The following is a 21,755-nucleotide window of genomic DNA, read 5'->3' on the forward strand; positions in this document are numbered from 1 at the left end:
GTGCTCACCCTCTCAATCCCTGGAGGCGCCGCATGACGGCCCGCGGACTACTCGCCAACCGCGATGCCCGGCTCTACCTGATCGGCCAGACCCTGTCGCTGCTCGGCGACAGCGCCATGTGGCTGGCATGCGGCATCTGGGTCAAGACGTTGACAGGCAGTAGCGCTGCGGCCGGACTGACGTTCCTGTTCTTCAGCCTGCCGACGTTAATGGCCCCGCTGAGCGGTCTACTGGTCGACCGGGTGCGCCGCCGACCCCTGCTGGTGGTGGCAAACCTCGCCGGCGCCCTGGTCGTCGCGCCACTGTTGCTGGTGAACGACAGCGGCGACGTCTGGCTCATCTACGCCGTGATGCTGCTCTACGGCTGGCTCAACGTGCTGGTGGCACCCGCGCAGTCCGCGCTGTTGTCCACCCTGCTCCCCACCGAGTTGCGACCCAGCGCCAACGCCGCGCTGCGGACGGCCCAGGAGGGTCTTCGCATCGTCGCCCCGCTCGCTGGCGCCGGACTCTTCACGCTGGTGGGTGGACAGCTGGTCGTCGCACTGGACATGGTGACGTTCCTGGCCGCGGCGGCCTGTACCGCCGCGCTGTCGCTCCGTGAGGCCAAGCCCGTCCCCGCCGCCCACGAACCCGGGGGCGGCGCGGCCGGGGCCACGAAGGCGGGGCGGCTGACCGCGTTCGGCCGCGACCTCGGCGCGGGCTTCCACTTCCTGCTGGCGAACAAGACACTGCGTGGTGTCACGATCGGCACTGCGGTGGCCACCCTGGTCATCGGCTTCAGCGAATCGGCAAACTATGCCGTGGTCGACGGACTCCGCCAGTTGCCCGAGTTCCTCGGCGTGCTGCAGATGGTCCAAGGCGTCGGGGCCATCATCGGTGGGCTCACCGCGACCTGGGTTATGCGGCGGTTCGGCGAGATCAAGGTCGCCGCGGCAGGCATTGCGGTCTTCGCCCTCGGCCCGCTGTTCATGACCATTGCTTTCCTGCCCGCGGCTATCGCCGGCAAGTTGTTGGGTGGTGTCGGCCTGCCATGGATGGCAATCGCCATCCTGACCCTGTTCCAACGGGTCTCCCCCAACCACCTGCAAGGCCGCGTCTTCACCGCGCTGGAGGTGCTCACCTCCGCGCCAAACCTCATGTCGATCGGTGTCGGCGCGGCGCTCATCGCCGCCTTCGACTACCGGCTCGTACTCGGCGCGGAGGGCCTCGTCCTGCTGCTGTCAGGGTGGGTGCTGATCGGCCTGGCCCGCTCCGGGGACACCCTCGCGGCGCCGCCGGCCGATGAGCCGGGCCCGGCGGCACCCCAGCCACCCACGCAGGCGACTGCCGAGTCGGTGGTCGCCAAGGACCACGCCTAGGTGGGTCCTCCGTGCGGCGTTCCGGTCGGAGTGGGTTGATCCTGGACGGTGCGGCTGGTCGCCCGCCAGTACAGGTGAACGGTATGTGATCGCCGCCGCAGGCAGCTGTTGGGGCGCCACGCAAGAAGGGGCGGGAACGCGTCGCGGTCCCGCCCCTTCTGCGTGCGTGCGCGACAAGCCCTCAGCCCTCAGCCCTCAGCACCACGATGGCCACGGGGAAGGCGGTTGAAAGGCCCGCGAAAGCGCCGACCGCCAGCCTCGCAGACAACCGAGCAGGGCCGACTCGACGGCCCTCGGAGGCTGCGATGGGAGAAGACGTGTCCGAGCAGGAACAGCACTACACCGTCGTGGTCAACGACGAGGAACAGTACTCGATCTGGCCGACCGGCCGCACCGTACCGCCCGGCTGGTCACCCACCGGAGTGGAAGGCACCAAGCAGGTCTGCCTCGACCACATCGAGCAGGTGTGGACGGACATGCGACCCCTCAGCCTGCGCCAACAGATGACCGCAGCCTGAGCGGCCGGACCGGAGTCAACGATGGCCACGACGACCGACACCCGACGCACCACGGCGCTGTCCGAATCCAAGCGCGCCCTGCTGGCACGGCGCCTGCTCGGCCAGGCCGACCACACCGCGGCGCGCACCATCCCACCCCGACCGACCGGACCCATCCCCCTCTCCCCCGCACAGCGCGCGGTATGGCTGGCCGACCAGCTCTTCGACGGCGGCGCCGCGTACACGGTGCACCGGACAATGACGGTGCGTGGCGTGCTGGACCTCGGCGCGTTGCGGCAGGCCGCCGATCTGCTGGTCGCGCGGCACGAAATCCTGCGGACCACCATCTACAACAACCACCAGGTCGTGCACCCCGCCGCGCCAGCCTGCTTCACCGTCGTGTCTCCACCGGGGGCCACCGCGGGCCAGCGTCGCACGACCGCGCTACACGAGGCTCGGCTCGCGGTGGCCACCCCGTTCGACCTCGAAGCCGGCCCGCTGCTGCGATTCACCGTGTATCGCGTGGACGACGAGGAATTCCTCGTCGTGATCTCCCAGCACCACATCATCACCGATGGCTGGTCCTGTGCCCTGCTGGCCAAGGAACTCTGCGAGACCTACACGGCCGTGGTCACCGGCCGCCTGCACCAGGCGCCGCCCCCCGTGCAGTTCGGCGACATCGCTGCCTGGCAGGCCGCCGTGCCGCCCGAGCGGCTCCGCGAGGACCTGGACTACTGGGCCGACGCGCTCGCCGGCCTACCGGACGGCCTGCAGCTGCCCCTCGACCGGACCCGGCCGCCGCGCCGGTCCGACCGCGGTGAGACGTTCGTCGCCCTGCTGCCCGCCGCCCTGAGTACCCAGGTCCGCACGTTGGCCGGACAGCGCGGCAGCACGGTCCACAACGTGCTTCTGACGGCGTACGCGGCCCTGCTCGCCCGATACAGCACGCAGGAGCAGTTCGCCGTGGGCTCCCTGCTGTCCGGGCGCGGGGCGCCTGAGACCGAACACGCCCTGGGCCTGTTCGCCAACACCGTCGCGATACCGATGAACCTCGCCGGACGACCGACCTTCGCCGAGGCACTGGCCCGGACCAACCGCGCCGTCCGCGGCGCGCTTGACCATCAGGATGTCGCGTTCGACCAGATCGTGACGCGGGTGGGCGCGGTGCGCGACGCTTCGCGGAACCCCATCTTCCAGGTCATCTTCCAGTGCGTCGAGGCGGCCGAGGAGACCTGGCAGTTGCCTGAGGCCGTGGTCCAGCACGTCGATCTCGACAACGGCACCGCCAAGGTCGACCTCACGATGATCGCCGTCAACGGCGGGACCGGTGAGATTGGGCTGGAGCTCAGCTTCGCGACCGACCTCTTCGACCGGGCCACCATCGACCGCTTCGTCGCACATTTCGTCGCGCTGCTGGAGCAGGTCGTCGCGGAGCCGGACGCGCCGCTCGACTCGGTCGAGCTGGTGACCGGCGCCGAACGCGACACCATGCTGCGCGAGTGGAACGACACCGAGGTCACCTACCCGGACCTGTGCGTTCACGAACTCTTCGAACGTCAGGCCGCCGCCACACCGCTGGCCACCGCGATCATCGAACATGATGGGAAGGCGGTGACCTACGCCCAGCTCAACGCTCGGGCCAACCGCGTCGCGCACCTCCTGCGCGCACGGGGAGTGGGTGTCGAGGACGTGGTCGGGCTGTGCCTGCCGCAATCGACCGACCTGCACGCGACGCTCCTGGGTATCCTCAAGGCCGGTGGCTGCTACCTGCCACTCGACCCGGCGCACCCGGCGGAGCGCCAGCGCTACATGCTCTCGGACGCGGGCGCCCGGATCCTGATGACGGCCGCCGATACCCATGAGAGGTTCGCGGACTTCGACGGCGAGCGGATCTGTGTCCCCACCGAGGACCTGTCCGGGTACGCCGGGACCGATCCCGAGACGGTCACCACCCCGGACAACTTGATCTACGTCATGTACACCTCGGGCTCGACCGGCCGTCCCAAGGGAGTGCTGGTCACCCACCGCGGCGTGGCGAACTATCTACTCTGGTCGATCGACGGCTACGGCGTCCAGGGTGCGTCCGGCGCACCGATGGTGGGCTCGATCGCCTTCGACCTGTCCGTACCCAACTTCCTGCTCCCGCTGATCAGCGGGAGGGATGTCACGCTCCTGCCGGAGACAGACCAGGTCCAGACGCTGGCCAACCTGATCCAGCGCGACGGCGACTACAGTCTCCTGAAGATCACTCCGGGTCACCTCGACGCGTTGCGCCACCTCACGCCGGCCGGTTCCCGGGTGAACTCGGTGCGCACCTATGTCGTGGGGGCCGACGAGGTCCGGCCGGAAACCGTCACGGCCTGGCGCGAGATCGCCCCCCAGGGCCGGATCATCAACGAGTACGGCCCCACCGAGACGGTCGTCGGCTGTTCCGTCTACGAGATCGGCGACGATTTCGACCCGGCGTCGCCGATCTCGATCGGCCGGCCGATCGCCAACCTGCGGATGTACGTCCTCGACGCCCAGGGGCGGCTGGCCCCACCCGGAATCGTGGGCGAACTGTACATCGGCGGTGTCGGGGTGGCCCGCGGCTACGCCGGGCGCCCGGCGCTGACCGCGGAGCGGTTCGTGCCGGACCCGTACGACCCGCTGCCCGGTGCCCGGATGTACCGCACCGGCGACCTCGCCCGGTTCCACCTCGACGGCAACATCGGTTTCCTCGGTCGGATCGACCACCAGGTCAAGATCCGGGGGTACCGGGTGGAACTGGCCGAGGTCGAAGCACGTCTGCTGGCCCACCCGGAGGTCACCGAGGCGGTGGTTGTCTGCCGCGAGGCCGGCGGCCATCAGCGGCTGGCGGCGTACGTCGTCGGGACCGCCGGTGCGGCGGTCGAGGCCGACGGCGTCAAACGGTTCGTCGCGGCCGGGTTGCCGGAGTACATGGTGCCGTCGGTGGTGACCGTGCTCGACCAGCTGCCGCTCACCTCCGGCGGGAAGGTCGACCGGGCCGCCCTGCCCGACCCCGTCGAGCCCGTCGACACGGACAAGGTGACGCCCCGCACCGACATCGAGCGGCTGCTCGCCGGGATCTGGTCGCGCGTGCTCGGCGTGTCCGAGATTGGCATCCACGACAACTTTTTCGCGCTCGGCGGCGACTCGCTGCTGTCTATCCGGACAGTGGGCGAGGCGCGTGCGGAGGGACTCGACGTCACCCCGGCCCTGCTGTTCAGTCACCAGACCGTCGCCGAGCTGGCCGCCGCGGCGGCGACCCGGCCGATGAACGCGGTTTCCGCCGAACAGGCCGAGGTGAGCGGACCGGCCCCGCTCACCCCCATCGAACACTGGTTTACCGCTCAGGACCTGCACCACGACCATTACAACCAGGCGGTCCGCGTGGCATACCCGGACCGCGCCAATGTCCCCGCGCTGCGCGAGGCGATACGGACGCTGCTGCGCCACCACGACGGGCTGCGCGTGACGATGGCCCGCGACGAGGGCGGCTGGAGGAAGAGCTTCGCCGCGAAGGTCGGGTACGACCCGCTCATCGTCGTCGACCTGCCGGCCGACGAGCCCGAGGCGATGATGCACGAGATCGCCACCGGCGCGCACACCGGACTGAGCCTGACCGAGGGCCGCCTGCTCACGGCGGTCCTGTTCCGCCACGACGGATCCGACGAGCTGCTGCTCGCGGTACACCACACGGCGGTGGACCGGATCGGCTGGGAGGTCCTGCTGTCCGACCTCGACCGTGGATACCACGCACTGATCGCGGGCCGCCAGCCGGAGTTGCCCGCGAAGACCACCTCGGCCCGGCAGTGGGCGCAGCGCCTCGCCGGGTACGCGCACAGCGACGGGTTCCGGGACGAGGCGCAGTGGTGGCAGGGGTACGCGCGGGAGCTGGCCGAGCTGCCCGGGGTACCGCTGGACCGTCCCGGCGGCGCGAACCGCACCGCAGACGCGGCGACGGCGGTGTCCTCGCTCTCCGCCGAGCAGACCGAGGTGCTGCTGCGCCGGCTGCCTGGCGACTACCGGGCCAGTGTCGAGGAGATCCTGCTGACCGCGCTGGCCCGGGCGACCGGGGACGTCTGGAATCTGCCCGGCGTGGTGGTGGACCTGGAGACACACGGCCGCGAACCGCTCTTCGACGACGTGGACCTGAGCCGGACGGTGGGCTGGTTCACCGCTCTGCACCCGGTCGGACTGCACGCCTCGGGAGCCCGGCCGGCGGACTGGGTCCGGTCGGTCAAGGACACCGTGCGCAAGGTGCCTCACCGGGGCATCGGGTACGGCATCGCGCGGTACCTGGGAACGGGGCTGCCCGACGTCGGCGTGCCGATCTGCTTCAACTACCTGAGCACCATGGACGGCACCACGGCGGGTGGCCTCGGGGTCGAGCGCTCACTCGAGGGACGCCGGCCGTACCTCCTGGAGATCACCGCGTACGTAGCCGACGGCCGACTGTGGGTGGGCTGGACGTACGCCACCTCCTGCCATGCCCCGCAGACGGTCGCCCGCCTCACCGAGGCCTTCCACGCGGCCGTCGACGAGCTCGCCCGTGGCGCGGTGGTGGGGCTCGCCGCGGCATCGCCGTCGGACTTCCCGCTGGCCGACCTCGACCAGCGGCACCTGGACGAGCTCTCCGCGCAGGGTGCGCTGGCCGATGTCGAGGATGTGTACCGCCTCACCCCGCTGCAGATCGGCATGCTGTTCCAGAGCACGGCCGCCCCGAACCGGGGGGACTACGTCGAGGGATTCGTCTTCGCCATCGACGGCGACCTGGACGCCGCGGCGCTGCGGGGTGCGTGGCAGGCCGTCATCGCGCGGCACGCCGTGCTGCGGACCTCGTTCCGCTGGCGGGGACTGCCGCACCCGGTGCAGCTGGTACACCGAACGCCAGCGCTGCGTTGGCTGGAGATGGACTGGCAGAGCATGGCCGATCCCGAGCGCGCTGACGCCCTGGCGCGACTGCTGGCCGCCGACCGCAGGCACGGCTTCCGGCTCGACGCCGCGCCACCGCTGCGCTTCTACCTGATCCGTACCGGCCCGGCTGAGTACCGCCTCGTCTGGGTCTTCCACCACATCCTGCTGGACGGCTGGAGCACACCGCTGGTCCTGGCCGACGTGCTGGAGCACTACCGCGCCGGGACAGGCGACGGGCGGGTGGCGTTGGCGCCGGCGGTGCCGTTGCGGGACTACGTGGCCTGGCTCACCGAGCAGCCGGCCCAGGCGGCGGCCGACTACTGGCGGCAGGAGCTGGCTGGGGTCGGCGGGCCCACGCCGATCTCCGTCGTGGTACCCGACAACCAGGTCGGCGACGCCGAAGGCGCCGGAGTCTGCACCGCACGCGGCACGCTCACGGTGGCCGAGACGGCGGCGATCCGACGGTGCGCGCAGGAGCACCGGGTCACCCCGGGCACCCTGCTGCAGGCCGCCTGGGCGCTGTTGCTGGCGCGCGACAGCGGCCTCCCGGAGGTGGTTTTCGGAACCACGTCCGCCGGACGTTCGGGTTCCCTTGACGGCATCGACAGGGTGGTTGGCGTACTGATGAACACGCTGCCGACCCGGGTCACGGTGACGGACACAGACCTTGGCGAATGGCTGCGCGGGCTGCAGGCACAGCAAGTGGCGATGCGCGAGTACGAGTACTGCGCGCTCACCGACGTGCAGCGTGCCGCGGGAGTTCCCGCCGGCCGGCCGATGTTCGACAGCATCTTCGTCTACGAGAACTTCGCCGGCCCCGACGCTCCGGGGTGGGACAAGCTTTCCGTCCGCTTGGAGCAGGCACACGAGCAGACCGGGTACCCGCTCGTCCTCGGTGTGGGACTCCACGATCAGGTGATGCTACGGCTCAACGCCGACCGTACCCGGGTCGTCGACGAGCAGGCCGCGCCGGACACGCTCGCCGCCTACGTGGCGACCCTGCGGGAACTCGTCGAGCCCGGCGCTCGTCTGGTCGACCTTGCGCCGACCGTCGACCCCACCGCCGTCACCGCGAACGGCAGCCCCGCATCGGCCGCGACAGCGGTCCGGCGGGATGTCCCGCACGTGGCGCCCGAGGGCGAAACGGCGCGCGCCGTCGCGACGATCTGGGCCGAGGTGCTGCGGACCGACCGAGTCGGCATGCACGACGACTTCGTCGATTTGGGCGGCGACTCGGTCAAGGCGATGCAGATCGTGGGCCGGGCCCGGGACATCGGCCTGATCCGTCGGCCCCGAGACCTGTTCCGCCGGCCGACGCTCGCCGCGTTCCTCGCCGAGGACGGCAACTCGGTCCCGTCGACACCGTCGAGCACTGCGCCGACCGACGTGGCCTTTCCGCTCGCTGATCTCCCCGAACCCGAGCTGGCGGCACTACTGTCCAGGGTCGGCGCCGGTGAAGTGGAGGATGTCTACCCACTCGCCCCGCTGCAGGCCGGCATGGTCTTCCACCGGCTGACCGCGAGCAAGGACCTGTACCTCCTCCAGTTCGGCTCGGACTTGCACGGTGAGCTCGACATAGCCCAGTTCATCCGGGCCTGGCAACACGTGGTCGACCGCCATGCCGGGCTTCGTACCTTGTTCGCCTGGGATGGTCTGTCACATCCGGTACAGGTCGTTCTGCGGCACTTCCCGGTACCCGTGGAACAGCACGACTGGCGGGGCGTTCCCGCCGCCGAGCTGGACGATCGGCTGGACCGATTGGTGGCGTCGGAGCGTACCCGCGGCATGGACATCGAGGAACAGCCGCCGCTGCGCCTGGTGCTCGTGCGTATCGGCGAGGCCACCCATCGGTTGTTGTGGAACAGCCACCACGTGGCCATCGACGGGTGGAGTCAGCGCATCATCGTCCGTGAGGTGATCCAGATCTACCGGGCCCTGCGCACCAGCGAAGTCCCACCCGCGCAACCCGCCCCGCACCCGCGCGAGTACCTGAACTGGCTGCACCACCGGGACACGCAGCAGGACGAGGCGTACTGGCGGGAGACGCTGGACCGATTCCCGGGCGCGACGCCGCCGCCGTTGGCCAGCGCGCAACCCGCCAGCGGCGGCGGACGCATCGAGCGCCCGGCCCCCGACGGCATGCTGGCCGGCTTGCAGGCCCTCGCGAAGGCGCACCGGGTCACCCTCAACTCCATCCTGCACGCGGCCTGGGCCCTGCTGCTCGGCCGCCAGACCGGCTGCGACGACGTGGTGTTCGGGAGCACGATCGTCGGCCGCTCAGCAGACGTGCCCGGGATCCAGGGCATGGTCACCACGCTGATGAACTCGGTGCCGACCCGGATCCGGCTGGACGCACCAGCGTTCGGCGACTGGCTACGCCAGGTGCAGGGTGACCAGCTGACCCAGCACGAACACGGGCACTGCTCACTCGGACAGATCCGCCGCGCCGCCGGACTCGGCCGGGAGAGCCTGTTCCATTCGCTGCTGGTGTTCTACCACTTCAACGCCGACGAGATGGATTATGGCGACGAGTCACCGCCGTCTGATCTCGACCTCCGATCCGACGAGCCGCCCTACCCGCTGAAGGTCACCGCTGAGCTGAACGGGGCGCTGCGACTGGGTATGGAATTTCAGCGCGCGCACTACGACGACGAGACGGTGGGACGGCTGCTCGACGAGTACACCGCGGTGCTGCACACGTTCACCGCAACGGCGGCGGACACCCCGGTCGAAAAGATCAGCCCGGCGGACGACGCGGTCACCACCCTCTGCGGAATCTGGACCGCGCTGCTGCGCCTGACCGACGTGAAGCCCGACAGCGACTTCTTCGCCCTCGGCGGCGACTCGATCCTGGCCTTCGAGGCGGTCTCCCAGGCCCGGCGCGCTGGCCTGGACCTGAAGGTTCCGGACCTGCTGCGGCATCCCACCCCGGTCGCGCTGGCCGCACTCCTGCGCGGCGAACCGCCTCTGGCGGCACCGGAAGCGGTCCGTCCGGCCAGCGGCGTGGGCCGGCTCGCCCCAGGCGCGGAACTGGTGCGCTCCGCGATGGCCGAACACCACGTACCGGCGGTGAGCATCGCGGTCATCGAGGGCGGCGAGATCGTGCGTGCCTGGGGCGAGGGCGTGACGAAAGCCGGCGGTACCATCGCCGTCGGTGCGCGTACCGCCTTCCAGGTCTGCTCGGTCAGCAAGCATGTGACCGCGGCCGGGGTGCTGCGGCTGGTCCGCGACGGCGCTCTCGATCTCGACGAGGACGCGCGCGCCTACCTGCGGACGTGGCGGTTGCCCGACGCTCGGAGAGTCACCATAGGGCAACTGCTCAGCCATACGGCCGGCCTCACCCGCGTCCCGAATCCGGGGTATCCACCCGGCGAGGCGGTGCCGTCGCTGCCGGAGGTGCTCTCCGGCGCGGCCGGTTCCCGGCCGGTGAGGGTCGAGCTGGAGCCCGGCGCCGAGTTCCGCTACAGCGGTGCGCACTACTCCGCGTTGCAGCAGATCGTCACCGACGTCACCCGGATGCCGTATCCAGAGGCCATGCGGGATCTGGTGTTCACTCCGCTCGGCATGACCGACAGCGGCTTCGACCCCGAGTTCCCGCTGTGGTACCCGGACCGCGTCGCGCACGGGCACCTGGCCGGCGGCACACCGCTACCCGGCGGCTGGCGGACCTTTCCCGAGCTGGCGTCCACCGGGTTGTGGACAACCGCCACCGACCTCGCACGGCTCAGTTGCGCGTTGCGCGAAGCCGTCACCGGCGCCCGGCGAGATTTCCTCGACCAGAACTTGGCGACCAGGATGCTCACCCCGGCAAGCGCCGCGGCCTACGGCCTGGGCTGCATCGCCCTCGAGCGCGACGGACGCCGGTGGTACGGCCACTCCGGCGACGGAGATGCGTACCAGGCCCTGTCGCTGGGCGTCGTCGAGGACGGTACCGGCGTCATCGTCCTTGCAAACGTCGGCGGCGACCTACGGTTCGCCACCGACCTCCTCGCCGAGGTCCAGATCACGCTTCCCAGCGCGGAGGAGTCATGAACCAGACCACGCTCGCCGACCGAGCCCAGGCCGCCCGAGCCGGGTCCGGACCGGCCGAGACATGGCAGGTACTGTGCGTGTCTGCGGCTACGCCCGAGGGCCTGCGGGCGGCGGCCGATCAGCTCGCACGGGCCCTCGCCGAGCACCCGGAGGCCGCGCCACCTGCTCCGCCGGCCGGGGAGCGGCACCGGCTCGCCATCATCGCTCGGGACGCCGAACACGCTCGCGCCCTTCTCGCCAATCCCGCGCCGGCCCTGGTCGCCACCAGCGAAGTCACCGCCGCCGCGGCCGGATCGCTGGTCTTTCTCTTCCCCGGCGTCGGCGACCAACGGGCCGGGATGGCCCGCGCCGCGTACGACACCATGCCGGACTTCCGGTCCGCGCTCGACGAATGCGCCGAGCTGCTCATGCCCGACCTCGGGACGGACATCCGCGAGGCGCTGTTTTCCACGACAGATGCGGCGTCAGCCACCGACCTGATCCGCACCCGCATCGCCCAGCCACTCGTGTTCGCCGTCGAGTACGCGCTGGCGACTCTGCTGAGGCGGTGGGGGCTGCACCCGTCGGCGATGCTCGGGTACAGCGTCGGCGAGTATGCCGCCGCTTGCATCGCCGGCGTGTTGGACCTGCCGGACGCGCTGCACCTGCTGGCCCGTCGGGCGGAGCTGATCGAGGCCGCACCCCGCGGGTCGATGCTCCTGGTCCAGCTCGGCCCGGACGCGCTCAGTGGCTACCTGACCGACGGGGTGTCGCTGGCCGCGGTCAACGGGCCGTCGGTCTGCGTGGCCGCCGGTCCGACCGAAGCCGTCGAGCGGCTCGAACGCACGCTGCTGTCCCAAGCGGTACCGGCGATGCGGGTCAAGAGTGAGCACGCCTTCCACAGCCCGATGATGGCACCGATCGTGGCGCCGCTGCTCGCAGAGCTGGGTAAGGTGTCCCTGCGTCCGGCAGGTATTCCGTTCTTGTCCAACGTGAGCGGTGGCTGGATCGACGACGCGGCGACCACACCGACGTACTGGGCACAGCACCTGACTCAGCCGGTCCGCTTCACCGACAACGTGGCCCAGATGTGGCAGCTGCCGTCGGTCCTGGCGGTCGAGACGGGCCCCGGCCAGATGCTCTGCTCACTGGCGAACCTGCACCCCGACCGGCCGACGAACACCACCGCGCACGTAGTGCCGGCCCTGAGCCGGATGGCCAGCCCGCACGGCGAGGTCGTCGCGCTGCTGACGGTCGCGGCGCAGGCGTGGGTACGCGGATTCCCCGTCGACTGGCACGCGGTGTCCGCCCGCACGCCGGGACATCCGGGCTGGCCCGGCGCCGCGAAGCCGGTGCGCCGGACGTGGCCGCGGATCCGCTGACCACCCAACCGAACGGAGGATTCGATGGACTTCTCTCTCAGTCCCGATCAGCTGAGCCTGCGGGACAAGGTGATCGCATTCGCTCGCGCGGAGGTCGGCGCACACGCCGCCGAGCACGACCGGACAGCGACCTTCGACCGGGAGGGCTGGGCCAGGTGCGCCGAGTTCGGTGTGCTGGGCTGGACGGTCCCCCGCGCGTTCGGGGGCTCGGAGCTCGACCCGGTCAGCGCCATGGTCGCGCACGAGGCGTTCGCCTATGCCTGCCGGGACAACGGGCTGACTTTCGCGATCAACAATCACCTCTGGGCCTGCGTGATGTACATCGTGGAGCACGGCACGCCCGAGCAGTGCGCCCGCTATCTGCCGCCATTGGTGGACGGGTCGATGGTGGGTGCCCACGCGCTCACCGAACCGGCGGCCGGATCCGACATCTTGGCCATGACCACCCGCGCGAAGCGGGTCGGCGACACCTACGTGCTTAGCGGCACCAAGTGCTTCATCAGCAACGGACCGGTGGCGGACCTGTTCACGGTCATCGCCCGCACCGGGGACGGGCCGGGTCAGGGCGCGCTCACCCTGTTCATCGTCCCGGCCGACCTGCCGGGGGTCCAGGTCGTCCGGGACATCCCCAAGGCCGGGCTGCGCGGCACCCTGATGGGAGAGATCCGCTTCGACAACTGCGTCCTCTCGGCCGATCACATCCTCGGCGCCGAGGGCCGCGGCTACCAGATCTTCACCTCCACGATCGAGTGGGAGCGGAGCTTCATGTTCTCCGCGGCCATCGGCGCGATGCGTCGGGTCATGGACATGAGCGTCAAGCACGCGGCGACCCGGCGGCAGTTCGGCAAGCCGATCGGCGCGTTCCAGGCCGTCTCGCACAAGATCGCCGACATGCGGGTACGCCTGGAGGCGGCACGTCTGATGCTCTACCACGTCGCCTGGCTCAAGAGTCAAGGCCGAATGGCGCTACTCGAGTGCGCCATTCTGAAGGTCTTCGCCACCGAGGGTCTGATCCAGACGTGCCTGGACGCGCAGCAGCTACACGGCGCGCGCGGCTACGTCAGCGACCTGCCGATCGAGCGCGAACTTCGTGATGCCCTCGCCGGAACCATCTACGGCGGCACATCAGAAATCCAACGAAATGTCATTGCGAGCCTCGTCGGCGTGCCCGCGATGTCCTGAGCACCGACGAGAGGACGAGACCATGAGCACCCTGCACACGATCCAGTTGGAGCGCGCGCTGAACCGCACGCTGGCCGACGAGTTCGCCCGCCGCGTGTACTTCGCCTCCCGGAACATCGTCGACTTCCAGCTCGTCGTCGAGGACAGCGGCGTCACCGGCATCACCGTACGAACGGACACACCCGAGGCCACCGAGAACCTCGCCCGCAAGCTCAACGTCATCCTGCAGAACGACGTCCTCACCCAGCTCGGCCGCGACGCCAAGGTCATCTGGCGCTCGGCCGAAGACCGCGCCATCGCCCCCGGGACCTTCGAGGACCTCGTGGCGGCGGGAATCGCGTTCGAGGCCGGCGAGGGACAGATCGCCCTCGGCGAGCCGGTGCTGAGCCTCATGGACGACCTGGACCGTACGGTGCGGGACTTCGTCGTCCAAGAGATGCACGGACGGGAGTACCGCTACCCGACCCTGATCCCAGCCAGGACGCTGTACCGCTGCGGCTACCTCACGTCGTTCCCCCAGTACGTCATGTTCGTCACCCGACTGCACAGCGACATCGACGTGTACCAGGAATTTCTGGCCAAGACGAAGGCCACCGGCGGGCTGGACGCACAGCTGCTCGAATCCTGCCGTGCGGTGGACTACTGCCTGCCACCGACGATGTGCTACCACACGTTCCACCAGTTCGCCGACGGCTCACTGCCGGACGGGGTCTCCGTCGTCACGTCGCGCGGCAAGTCGTTCCGGCACGAGGAGAAGTACCGCAAAGGCCTGGAGCGCCTGTGGGACTTCACCATCCGCGAAGTGGTCTTCGTCGGCTCACGAGAGCAGGTGCTCGCCGACCGCGAGCGGCTGATGGACCGCCTGTTGGGCCTGGCCGACGAACTGGGCCTGGTCGGTCGGTGCGAGGTGGCCAACGACCCGTTCTTCGGCAACAGCGACGGGGCTCTGCGGTCCACCTCGCAACGGCTGCTCGAACTCAAGTACGAGCTGCGCCTCGACATCGGCGGTGGCGAGACCATCGCCGTCGGGTCGTTCAACTTCCACGAGCAGATGTTCGCTGACGCCTTCGCCCTCACGGGAACGGCGGGTGAGCCGGTCTACACCGCGTGCGCCGGCTTCGGCTTGGAGCGGTTCGCGTACGCCTTGGTCTGTCAGTACGGCGCCGATCCGCAGAAGTGGCCGGAGCGGGTCCACGCCGCTCTCGGCCGTTCCTGAGCGACGCGCGCATCGCCCGCAACCCCGACGAGGCGCGGAGGTGGCCGCCCACCGGTCGGCGGGACCCGATTCGGCCCGGCCCCCCGGTCTGGCGGGCAACTCGGTGCCACCAGGCGGATGCCTGACGCACCGCTGGGCCCCACCACCGGAGCAGCCACCATGGCCACCGAATCGGCAGTGGCCTGGCGTTCCGCGAGTCCGGCCGCCCAGGACCAGAGCGGCGAGGTCAGGCCGAAACTTCAGGAATGTCACGAACTTCGCGCTCCTCCCATGAATCCATTATTTCCTAGGGACTTCAATCCGGACGAAACACTTCAAGCCGGAGAGCGCCCCGGAACTGCGCATACACCGGCCTTGATCTGGTGCCTGCGCTGTCGTACTGTCCCCTCACCATTCCCGTCGGCTGGGCGAGGTCCGCGCTTTCGATCTCCAGACTATCGACGTTCACTAATACCGTCGCAGCCGCCCGCTCTGATAACCTCGCCGTGCGACGAAATCAATGCCAAACGGGGGCAACGTGTGGTTTCGCATATTGGGTCCGCTTGAGCTCATCGGCGCCACTGGGCCTGTCCCACTGACCGCGGCGCGGCAGAGCATCGTCCTGTCCACCCTCCTGCTGGAGAGCAGCAGGATCGTCTCGGTTGAGCGGTTGATCGACACGGTGTGGCCGGACAGGCCGCCAGCCACCGCCCGAGGCCAGATCCAGATCTGCGTATCGAGTCTGCGCAGCACCCTGACGATGCACGGTATCGGCGCGACCATCCACACCAAACAGCCGGGCTACCAGATAGAGGTCGATCCGACCAAGCTCGACCTGCTGATGTTCGAACGCGCCATCGCTGCCGGACGGCAGGCGGCCAGCGGCGGAAGGCTAGCAGACGCCGCACAGTCCTTCGCCGAGGCACTGTCACTCTGGCACGGCGAGCCATTCGCCGGGATTCCCAGCCCGATCCTACAGGCGGCGGCGGCCTCGCTGCTCGAACGCCGGATCACCGCGATCGAGGAGTACATCGACCTACGCATGCGGCTGCATCAGCACCAGGAGACCGTGGGCGAGCTGGTGGATCTCGTCGAGCGTTACCCGCTGCGCGAGCGGCTCCGCGCCCAGTTGATGCTAGCGCTCTTTCGCTGTGACCGCCGCGCCGACGCATTGGAGGTCTACCGCGTCGGCCGCCGCATCCTCATCGACGACCTAGGACTGGAACCAGGCGAGCAGCTGCGCCTGATGGAGAAGGGCATCCTCAGCGACGATCCCGACCTGCGGATCGGCACCGGCCTCAGCGGCGGTCCGCGCAGCGGCCCCGTACAGGTGCCGCGGATGTTGCCGATCGCCCAGTCGGACATGACCGGACACGCCGAGCTCATCGAAGCGATGCGTGAGCGGCTGCTCTCCGATGCCAACGCCACCGCCGTTCCGATGGTGGCGATCTCCGGCCGAGGCGGCGTGGGCAAGACGAGTCTCGCCACGCACGTGGCCCACGCACTGTCCGGCGCCTTCCCCGACGGGCAGTTGTTCGCCAACATGCACGGCGTCAACGCCGATCCCGCGGCACCCGCGGAGGTGATCGGCCGTTTCCTGCGGGCGATGGGAGTGCCCGCCACCAATCTGCCCGAGCAGCTCGACGAGCGAGCAGAGCTGTTTCGTACCTGCGTGGCCGACCGGCGAATCCTCGTCGTGCTCGACAACTGCGCGGACGAGAACCAGGTGCGGCCCATCATGCCGGCCACCGCCGGATGCGCCGTGATCCTCACCAGCCGGCACCGCCTCAGTGGGCTGTCCGGGGCGTACCCGGTCGAAGTGGACGTGTTGGGCCTCGATCACGCGCTTGAGCTGCTGGGCAAGATGCTCGGTCGGGAGCGCATCCACGCCGAGGAAAGCGCCGCCATCTCGCTGGTCCGATTCTGCGGTGGCCTTCCGTTGGCACTGCGGGTCGCCGGTGCGCGCCTGGTCGCCCGTCCGCACTGGGCGGTGAGCGATCTCGTGGATCGCCTCTCCGACGAGCGTCGGCGGCTGAGCGAGTTAGCGCACGGCGGGCTCGACGTTCGCGCCAACCTGGCACTGTCCTACCGGGCACTGAGCTCATCGGCACGGCGCCTGTTTCGGCTGCTCAGCCAGGCCAGCTCGGCTGACTTCGGTGGCTGGATCTGCGCGCCGCTGATGGACTGCGACCCGATGACCGCCGGTGATCTGCTCGACGAGTTGGTCGAGGCGCGCCTGGTCGAGGTGGAACACGGCCGGGGCAGCCGGGCCCGTTTCAGGCTGCACGACCTGGTCCGGACGTACGCCCGCGAGCAGCTGGAAGCAGATGAGACCGAGGCCGAGCGGCTGGCGACGGCGCGCCGGCTCGTGGGCGCCTGGCTGTTCCTGGCCGAACGCGCCCACCGCGCCGAATACGGCGGCGATCACACCATCATCCACGGAGAGGCACCGCGCTGGCAGCTGACCGAGTCCGTCGTGGACAAGGTGATCGCCGACTCGCTGGCCTGGTACGACACCGAGCGCCTCGGCCTGCTCGCAGCGGTACGCCTCGCGGCCGAGATGGGTATGGACGACGCGTGCTGGGACCTCGCCCTGGCATCGGTCACGTTGTTCGAGAACCGGCGCTATTTCGACGACTGGCGGACGACCCACGAACTGGCGCTGCAGGTCACCGCTCGCACCGGCAACCGACGCGGGCGGGCGGCGATGCTGAGCTCACTCGGTTCCCTGGCCGTGTTCGAGCAACGCCATGGCGACGCGCGACCGCTGCTTACCGAGGCCACGCGGCTGTTCGGTGAGATCGGGGAGGGCCATGGCTACGCCCTCGCGTTGCGCATGCTGGCCTTCCTCGACCGGATCACCGGGAAGGCGGATGCGGCGATACAGGGCTTCGAGGACGCGCTGGGCTGGCTACGTGACGCTGGCGATCACGTTGCCGAGGCGCACGTGATGAGCAACATGGCCCAGATCCATCTGGAGACCGGTGACTGCGAGGCGGCCGCGCATGACCTGAAGCTGGCTCTCGCGGCGGCCCAGAGGGCCAACGCCCGCCGGGTGCACGCCCAGGTGCTGTGCCGTCTTGGCGACCTGCACCTGACCCTCGGCGAGTTGAACGAGGCCGAGCGCGCGTTCCAGGACGCCCTGGATCTGGTGCTGGTGCTGCAGGACCGGGTGGGCGAGGCACATGCCAAGCACGGCCTGGCGATCGTGGCCCTGCGCCAGGATCGCCACGCGGAGGCGGAGACCATGCTCAGCGCGGCGGCGGCGCTCGCGGCCCAGCTGAACGACGACTTCATCGAGGCGCGCATCAGACTGACCATCGCCGAGTTCCGACAGAACCAGGGCCAGCGCGAACAGGCGCTGCGGGCAGCGTCCCGGGCGCGGGAGCTCTTCCGCGGGCTGCACGCCGACGCCTGGTACGAGCGGGCCGGAGTGCTGGTCCGCACCATCGAGCAGGCCGCACTGGAGGCGGCGCCTCCGCTCGCCGAGACCGGCCGGGACGCGCCGTCAGGCGGCGTTGGTCAGCACCACGGCGATCTGGTCGACCCGCCGGCTGACGAGGCGGGTGAGTTCCTGGCGGGGCACGCAGTGGCGAGGACGTAGCCGAGGCGCAGGCTGCGGAGCAGGCAGGGCATCACCGGTCGCGCGCTGGCCCGACGGTCGCCACCAGGACGGTGCTCGTGCCGCACAGCATGCCGACCCTCAGCAGGCCGATCCCCATTGGCACATCCAGAACCGTCAAAGCTCGGCTCCATCACGACTGTTCCGTCTCGGCCGAGGCGGACAGTAGCGAAACGATAGCACTGAGTTGAGGCAAGAAAAGCCTGCTCGGACAACCTTTCGGCATCGAGAGATCGCCTTCAAGAGGAGAATCTGAGATGTCGAACAGCATCGGCGACAACGGCCACGCCTTCGCTACCCGCCGTCGCGGCGACACGATCTGGGGCTGACGACCGCCCCGCCAAAGCCTGCACGAAAGAAGCCACCCGGAGCGGGTGGCTTCTTCTGCGTCACGCTTCGGCCGGGCGCCAGCTGAGATGGCCGACCTGGCAATCGCCTCGGCGGACACTTCCTGAGAAGTCGAGACGGCCGGTGGAAGGGAGCACACATGCGTGAGGTGTTGAAGGATCTGGAGCGCTGGTGGGCTGACGAGGTGCCGGTGGGAATGGCCACCGTGGTGGCGACACGGCACTCGGCACCGCGACCGGCGGGCGCGACGATGCTGGTCGCCGCGGACGGCACGGTGGTCGGCAGCGTCGCGGGCGGCTGCGTCGAGGGCGCTGTCTACGAGTTGGCCCAGGAGGTGGTCGAGTCCCGCGCGCCGGTGCTCCGACGTTACGGCGTCAGCGACTACGACGCCTTCACGGACGGTCTGACCTGCGGGGGGATCCTCGACGTGTTCGTGGAGCGGGTGGACCGGAAGTCCTATCCGCAGCTCGCGGCGGTGTCGTACGCAGTGCGGCACGGGATCCCCGTCGCGGTCGTCACCTGCGTCGCCACGAACGGCGAGGATCCAGCCTCGTGGCTGGGGCGGCGGCTCATCGTCTACGCGGACCAATCCGACGGCTCACTCGGCAGCGCCCGGCTGGACGCCGCGGTTGTCGAGGACGTACGCGCGATGTTGGCCGTCGGCAGCACCGGCCTACTCCACTACGGCTACGACGGCGAGCGCCGGCGCGACGAGCTGACCCTGTACGTGGCGTCCCATCAGGCACCACCCCGGATGCTCGTCTTCGGTGCCATCGACTTCGCCGCGGCCGTCGCCCGGATCGGCGCTTTCCTCGGTTACCGGGTAACCGTCTGCGACGCCCGTGCGGTATTCGCCACCGAGCGGCGTTTTCCGGCGGCGGATGAGGTTGTGATCGCCTGGCCCGACCGGTATCTGAAGGCCGAGGCGAACGCCGGCCGGGTGGACGAGCGTACGGTGGTGTGCGTCCTCACGCACGACCCCAAGTTCGACGCGCCGGTACTGGATGTGGCTCTGCGCCTGCCGCTGGCCTACGTGGGGGCGATGGGGTCGCGGCGAACCCACGACGACCGCCTCGACCGGTTGCGCGAGCTTGGCCTGAGCGAGGCGGAGTTGGCCACGTTGGCCTCCCCCATCGGGCTGGACCTCGGGGCGCGGACCCCGGAGGAGACCGCGGTGAGCATTGCCGCGGAGATCATCGCAAGACGGTGCAACGGCAGCGGCGAGAGCTTGACCTCGGGCACCGGGCGGATTCACCAAGATCGACAAGCTGACCGGCCTGCCCCGGACCCGGAGCGCACGTCGGACCGGTCCGGCGATAGGCCGCCAACAACGCGGCGAAAGGCCAGGTGACAATCCTGTTCGCATGTCAGACAACACATCCTCCGTGTCGGGCCTGTTCCATGCGCAGGCGGCCCGCACCCCGGGCCTGAAGGCGGTGGTCGACGGCAGGCGGGAGCTGACCTACCGGCAACTGTCCGCGTACGCCGCCCGGCTGTCGCGGCGGTTGCTGGCGCTCGGCATCGGTCGCGGTGATCTGGTCGGCCTGCGGGCCGGCCACTCCGCCGACACCATCGTCGCGATGCTGGGCATCCTCGGCGCGGGCGCGGCCTACGTTCCGCTCGAGGGGAGCCTGCCGGCGGAACGCGTGCGGCGCATGGCCGCGGACGCCCGGGTACGTGCCGTGCTCACGGTGCCTCCACTGGACTGGGGGCTGTCCGACCTCCCGACGCTGACCTACTCGCTCCGCGACCCGGACGCCACCGCCGGATCGGCGGTGCCGCCACCGGTGGAAGTGACCGGCGACGACCTGCTCTACGTCCCGTACACCTCAGGCTCCACCGGCCGGCCCAAGGGCGTGGAGGTGCCGCACCGCAGCATCCCGGGCTTCTACCTCGACGCGGGCTACGGTCCGTGGCGCCCGGGCCTGCGCGCGATGTGCCACTCGGCGATGTCCTGGGACGGCCACGTCTTTGAGATCTACCCGGTGCTGACCACGGGCGGAACCCTCGTCATCCACCGGGGCGACGACGGCAGCGACCCGTTGGCCGTCGCCGACGCCGCCCAGCGGGCCGGGGCGGACATGCTGATGCTGCCGACGCAGGCGTTCAACACCGTGGCTGCCGAACGGCCCGGGTTGCTGGCCGGGCTGCGGTGCCTGGTCATCGGGGGCGAGGCCGCCTCGCGCGACCACCTGGGCAAGGTGCTCGCGAACCAGCCCGATCTGACGATCGTGAACGTCTACGGTCCGGTGGAGTGCACCTGTCTCGCCACGGCCCACCGGATCACGGCCGCCGACCTGGCGCTGCCGGCGATACCGATCGGGAGGCAGATCGGCGATCGTGCGGTGCACCTGCTGGACGAGGAACACCGGCCGGTACCCGACGGCGTCGTCGGCGAGGTCTACATCGGCGGGCCGGCCGTCGCCCGCGGCTACCTGGGCCAGCCCGGGCTCACCGCCGAGCGGTTCGCGCCGGACCCGTTCGGGCCCGACGCCGGCGGCCGGCTGTACCGCACCGGGGACCTCGCCCGGCGGGTCGCCGGCGTGTACGACTTCGTCGGCCGCGCCGACGACCAGGTCAAGCTGCGCGGCTTCCGGGTCGAGCTCGGGGAGATTGACATCCAGCTCCGGACCCATCCGGCGGTCACCGACGCTGCCACGGTCGCGCTCGCCGAGGAGAACGGACTCCGGCTCGTCTCGTACGTCGTGCCCGACGGCCCGCACGTAGCCTCGCTGCGCGAGCACCTCAAGAGGGTCCTCCCGGAGGCGATGGTCCCGGCCGCCGTCGTGGGGCTGGACGCCTTCCCGCTCACCCACTCGGGCAAGCTGGACCGCCATGCCCTGCCGGTGCCGCTGGTCACCACCGCCGGTGGTGGTGACCAGCCCGTCACCGCAACCGAAAAGAGCCTTGCCGGCCTCTGGCAAGCCCTGCTCGGCCTCGACGAGGTCGCCCGGGAGGACGACTTCTTCACCCTCGGTGGGCACTCGCTGCTCGCCACCCGCTTGACGCTGCGGGTTCGAGAGGCCTTCGCGGCACCCATCACCGTACGCGACATATACGACCGGCCGCTGCTGCGCGACCTCGCGCTGCTGGTCGAGGAGCGGCGAGCAACCTGCGCGGCGGCCTGACCGCCGGCGCCACCGCCCGCCCATTGGGAAGCAGCCCGGACCGCCACCTTGGCGCGACGGTCGGGCCGCCGCATCGGTCACCCCGACGCGCCGGCCGCTGACAACAGCTTTG

At 70.0% G+C, this 21,755-nt stretch carries 9 protein-coding genes; all 9 read left to right on the forward strand.

Annotated elements, in window-relative coordinates; all coding sequences use genetic code 11:
- Window positions 1-32 precede the first annotated feature (32 nt).
- The 9 genes from O7611_RS17755 to O7611_RS17795 all read left to right on the forward strand — a co-directional run bounded on the left by O7611_RS17755 (window position 33) and on the right by O7611_RS17795 (window position 21,643).
- Window positions 33-1,358 carry an MFS transporter gene (locus O7611_RS17755; protein ID WP_194803224.1) on the forward strand — a complete coding sequence of 442 codons (1,326 nt, stop codon included), beginning with the start codon at window positions 33-35 and terminating at the stop codon, window positions 1,356-1,358.
- Between the two features lie 305 nt (window positions 1,359-1,663).
- The gene (locus O7611_RS17760) at window positions 1,664-1,876 is read left to right on the forward strand and encodes an MbtH family protein (protein ID WP_194803211.1); all 213 of its coding nucleotides are present in this window, start codon (window positions 1,664-1,666) and stop codon (window positions 1,874-1,876) included.
- Window positions 1,877-1,897: 21 nt separating this feature from the next.
- Window positions 1,898-10,807, forward strand: coding sequence for a non-ribosomal peptide synthetase (locus tag O7611_RS17765; protein ID WP_269697260.1), 8,910 nt, complete (start codon window positions 1,898-1,900; stop codon window positions 10,805-10,807).
- A gap of 77 nt (window positions 10,808-10,884) precedes the next feature.
- A complete protein-coding gene (locus O7611_RS17770) occupies window positions 10,885-12,168 on the forward strand; it encodes an acyltransferase domain-containing protein (protein WP_269697261.1) in 1,284 nt (427 codons plus the stop codon).
- A gap of 24 nt (window positions 12,169-12,192) precedes the next feature.
- Window positions 12,193-13,350: an acyl-CoA dehydrogenase family protein gene (locus O7611_RS17775; protein WP_194803221.1), complete on the forward strand. Its 1,158-nt coding sequence runs from the start codon at window positions 12,193-12,195 to the stop codon at window positions 13,348-13,350.
- A 22-nt stretch (window positions 13,351-13,372) separates the two neighbouring features.
- Window positions 13,373-14,566 carry a hypothetical protein gene (locus tag O7611_RS17780; RefSeq protein WP_269697262.1) on the forward strand — a complete coding sequence of 398 codons (1,194 nt, stop codon included), beginning with the start codon at window positions 13,373-13,375 and terminating at the stop codon, window positions 14,564-14,566.
- 532 nt (window positions 14,567-15,098) lie between these two features.
- Window positions 15,099-18,149, forward strand: coding sequence for an AfsR/SARP family transcriptional regulator (locus tag O7611_RS17785; RefSeq protein WP_194803219.1), 3,051 nt, complete (start codon window positions 15,099-15,101; stop codon window positions 18,147-18,149).
- A 505-nt stretch (window positions 18,150-18,654) separates the two neighbouring features.
- The gene (locus tag O7611_RS17790; RefSeq protein WP_194803218.1) at window positions 18,655-19,866 is read left to right on the forward strand and encodes an XdhC family protein; all 1,212 of its coding nucleotides are present in this window, start codon (window positions 18,655-18,657) and stop codon (window positions 19,864-19,866) included.
- A gap of 13 nt (window positions 19,867-19,879) precedes the next feature.
- Complete coding sequence (locus tag O7611_RS17795) at window positions 19,880-21,643, forward strand: non-ribosomal peptide synthetase (protein WP_194803217.1); 1,764 nt, start codon at window positions 19,880-19,882, stop codon at window positions 21,641-21,643.
- Window positions 21,644-21,755 lie beyond the last annotated feature (112 nt).

Source organism: Micromonospora sp. WMMC273, assembly GCF_027460285.1.
In the GTDB taxonomy this organism is placed as follows: Bacteria; Actinomycetota; Actinomycetes; order Mycobacteriales; family Micromonosporaceae; genus Micromonospora; species Micromonospora aurantiaca.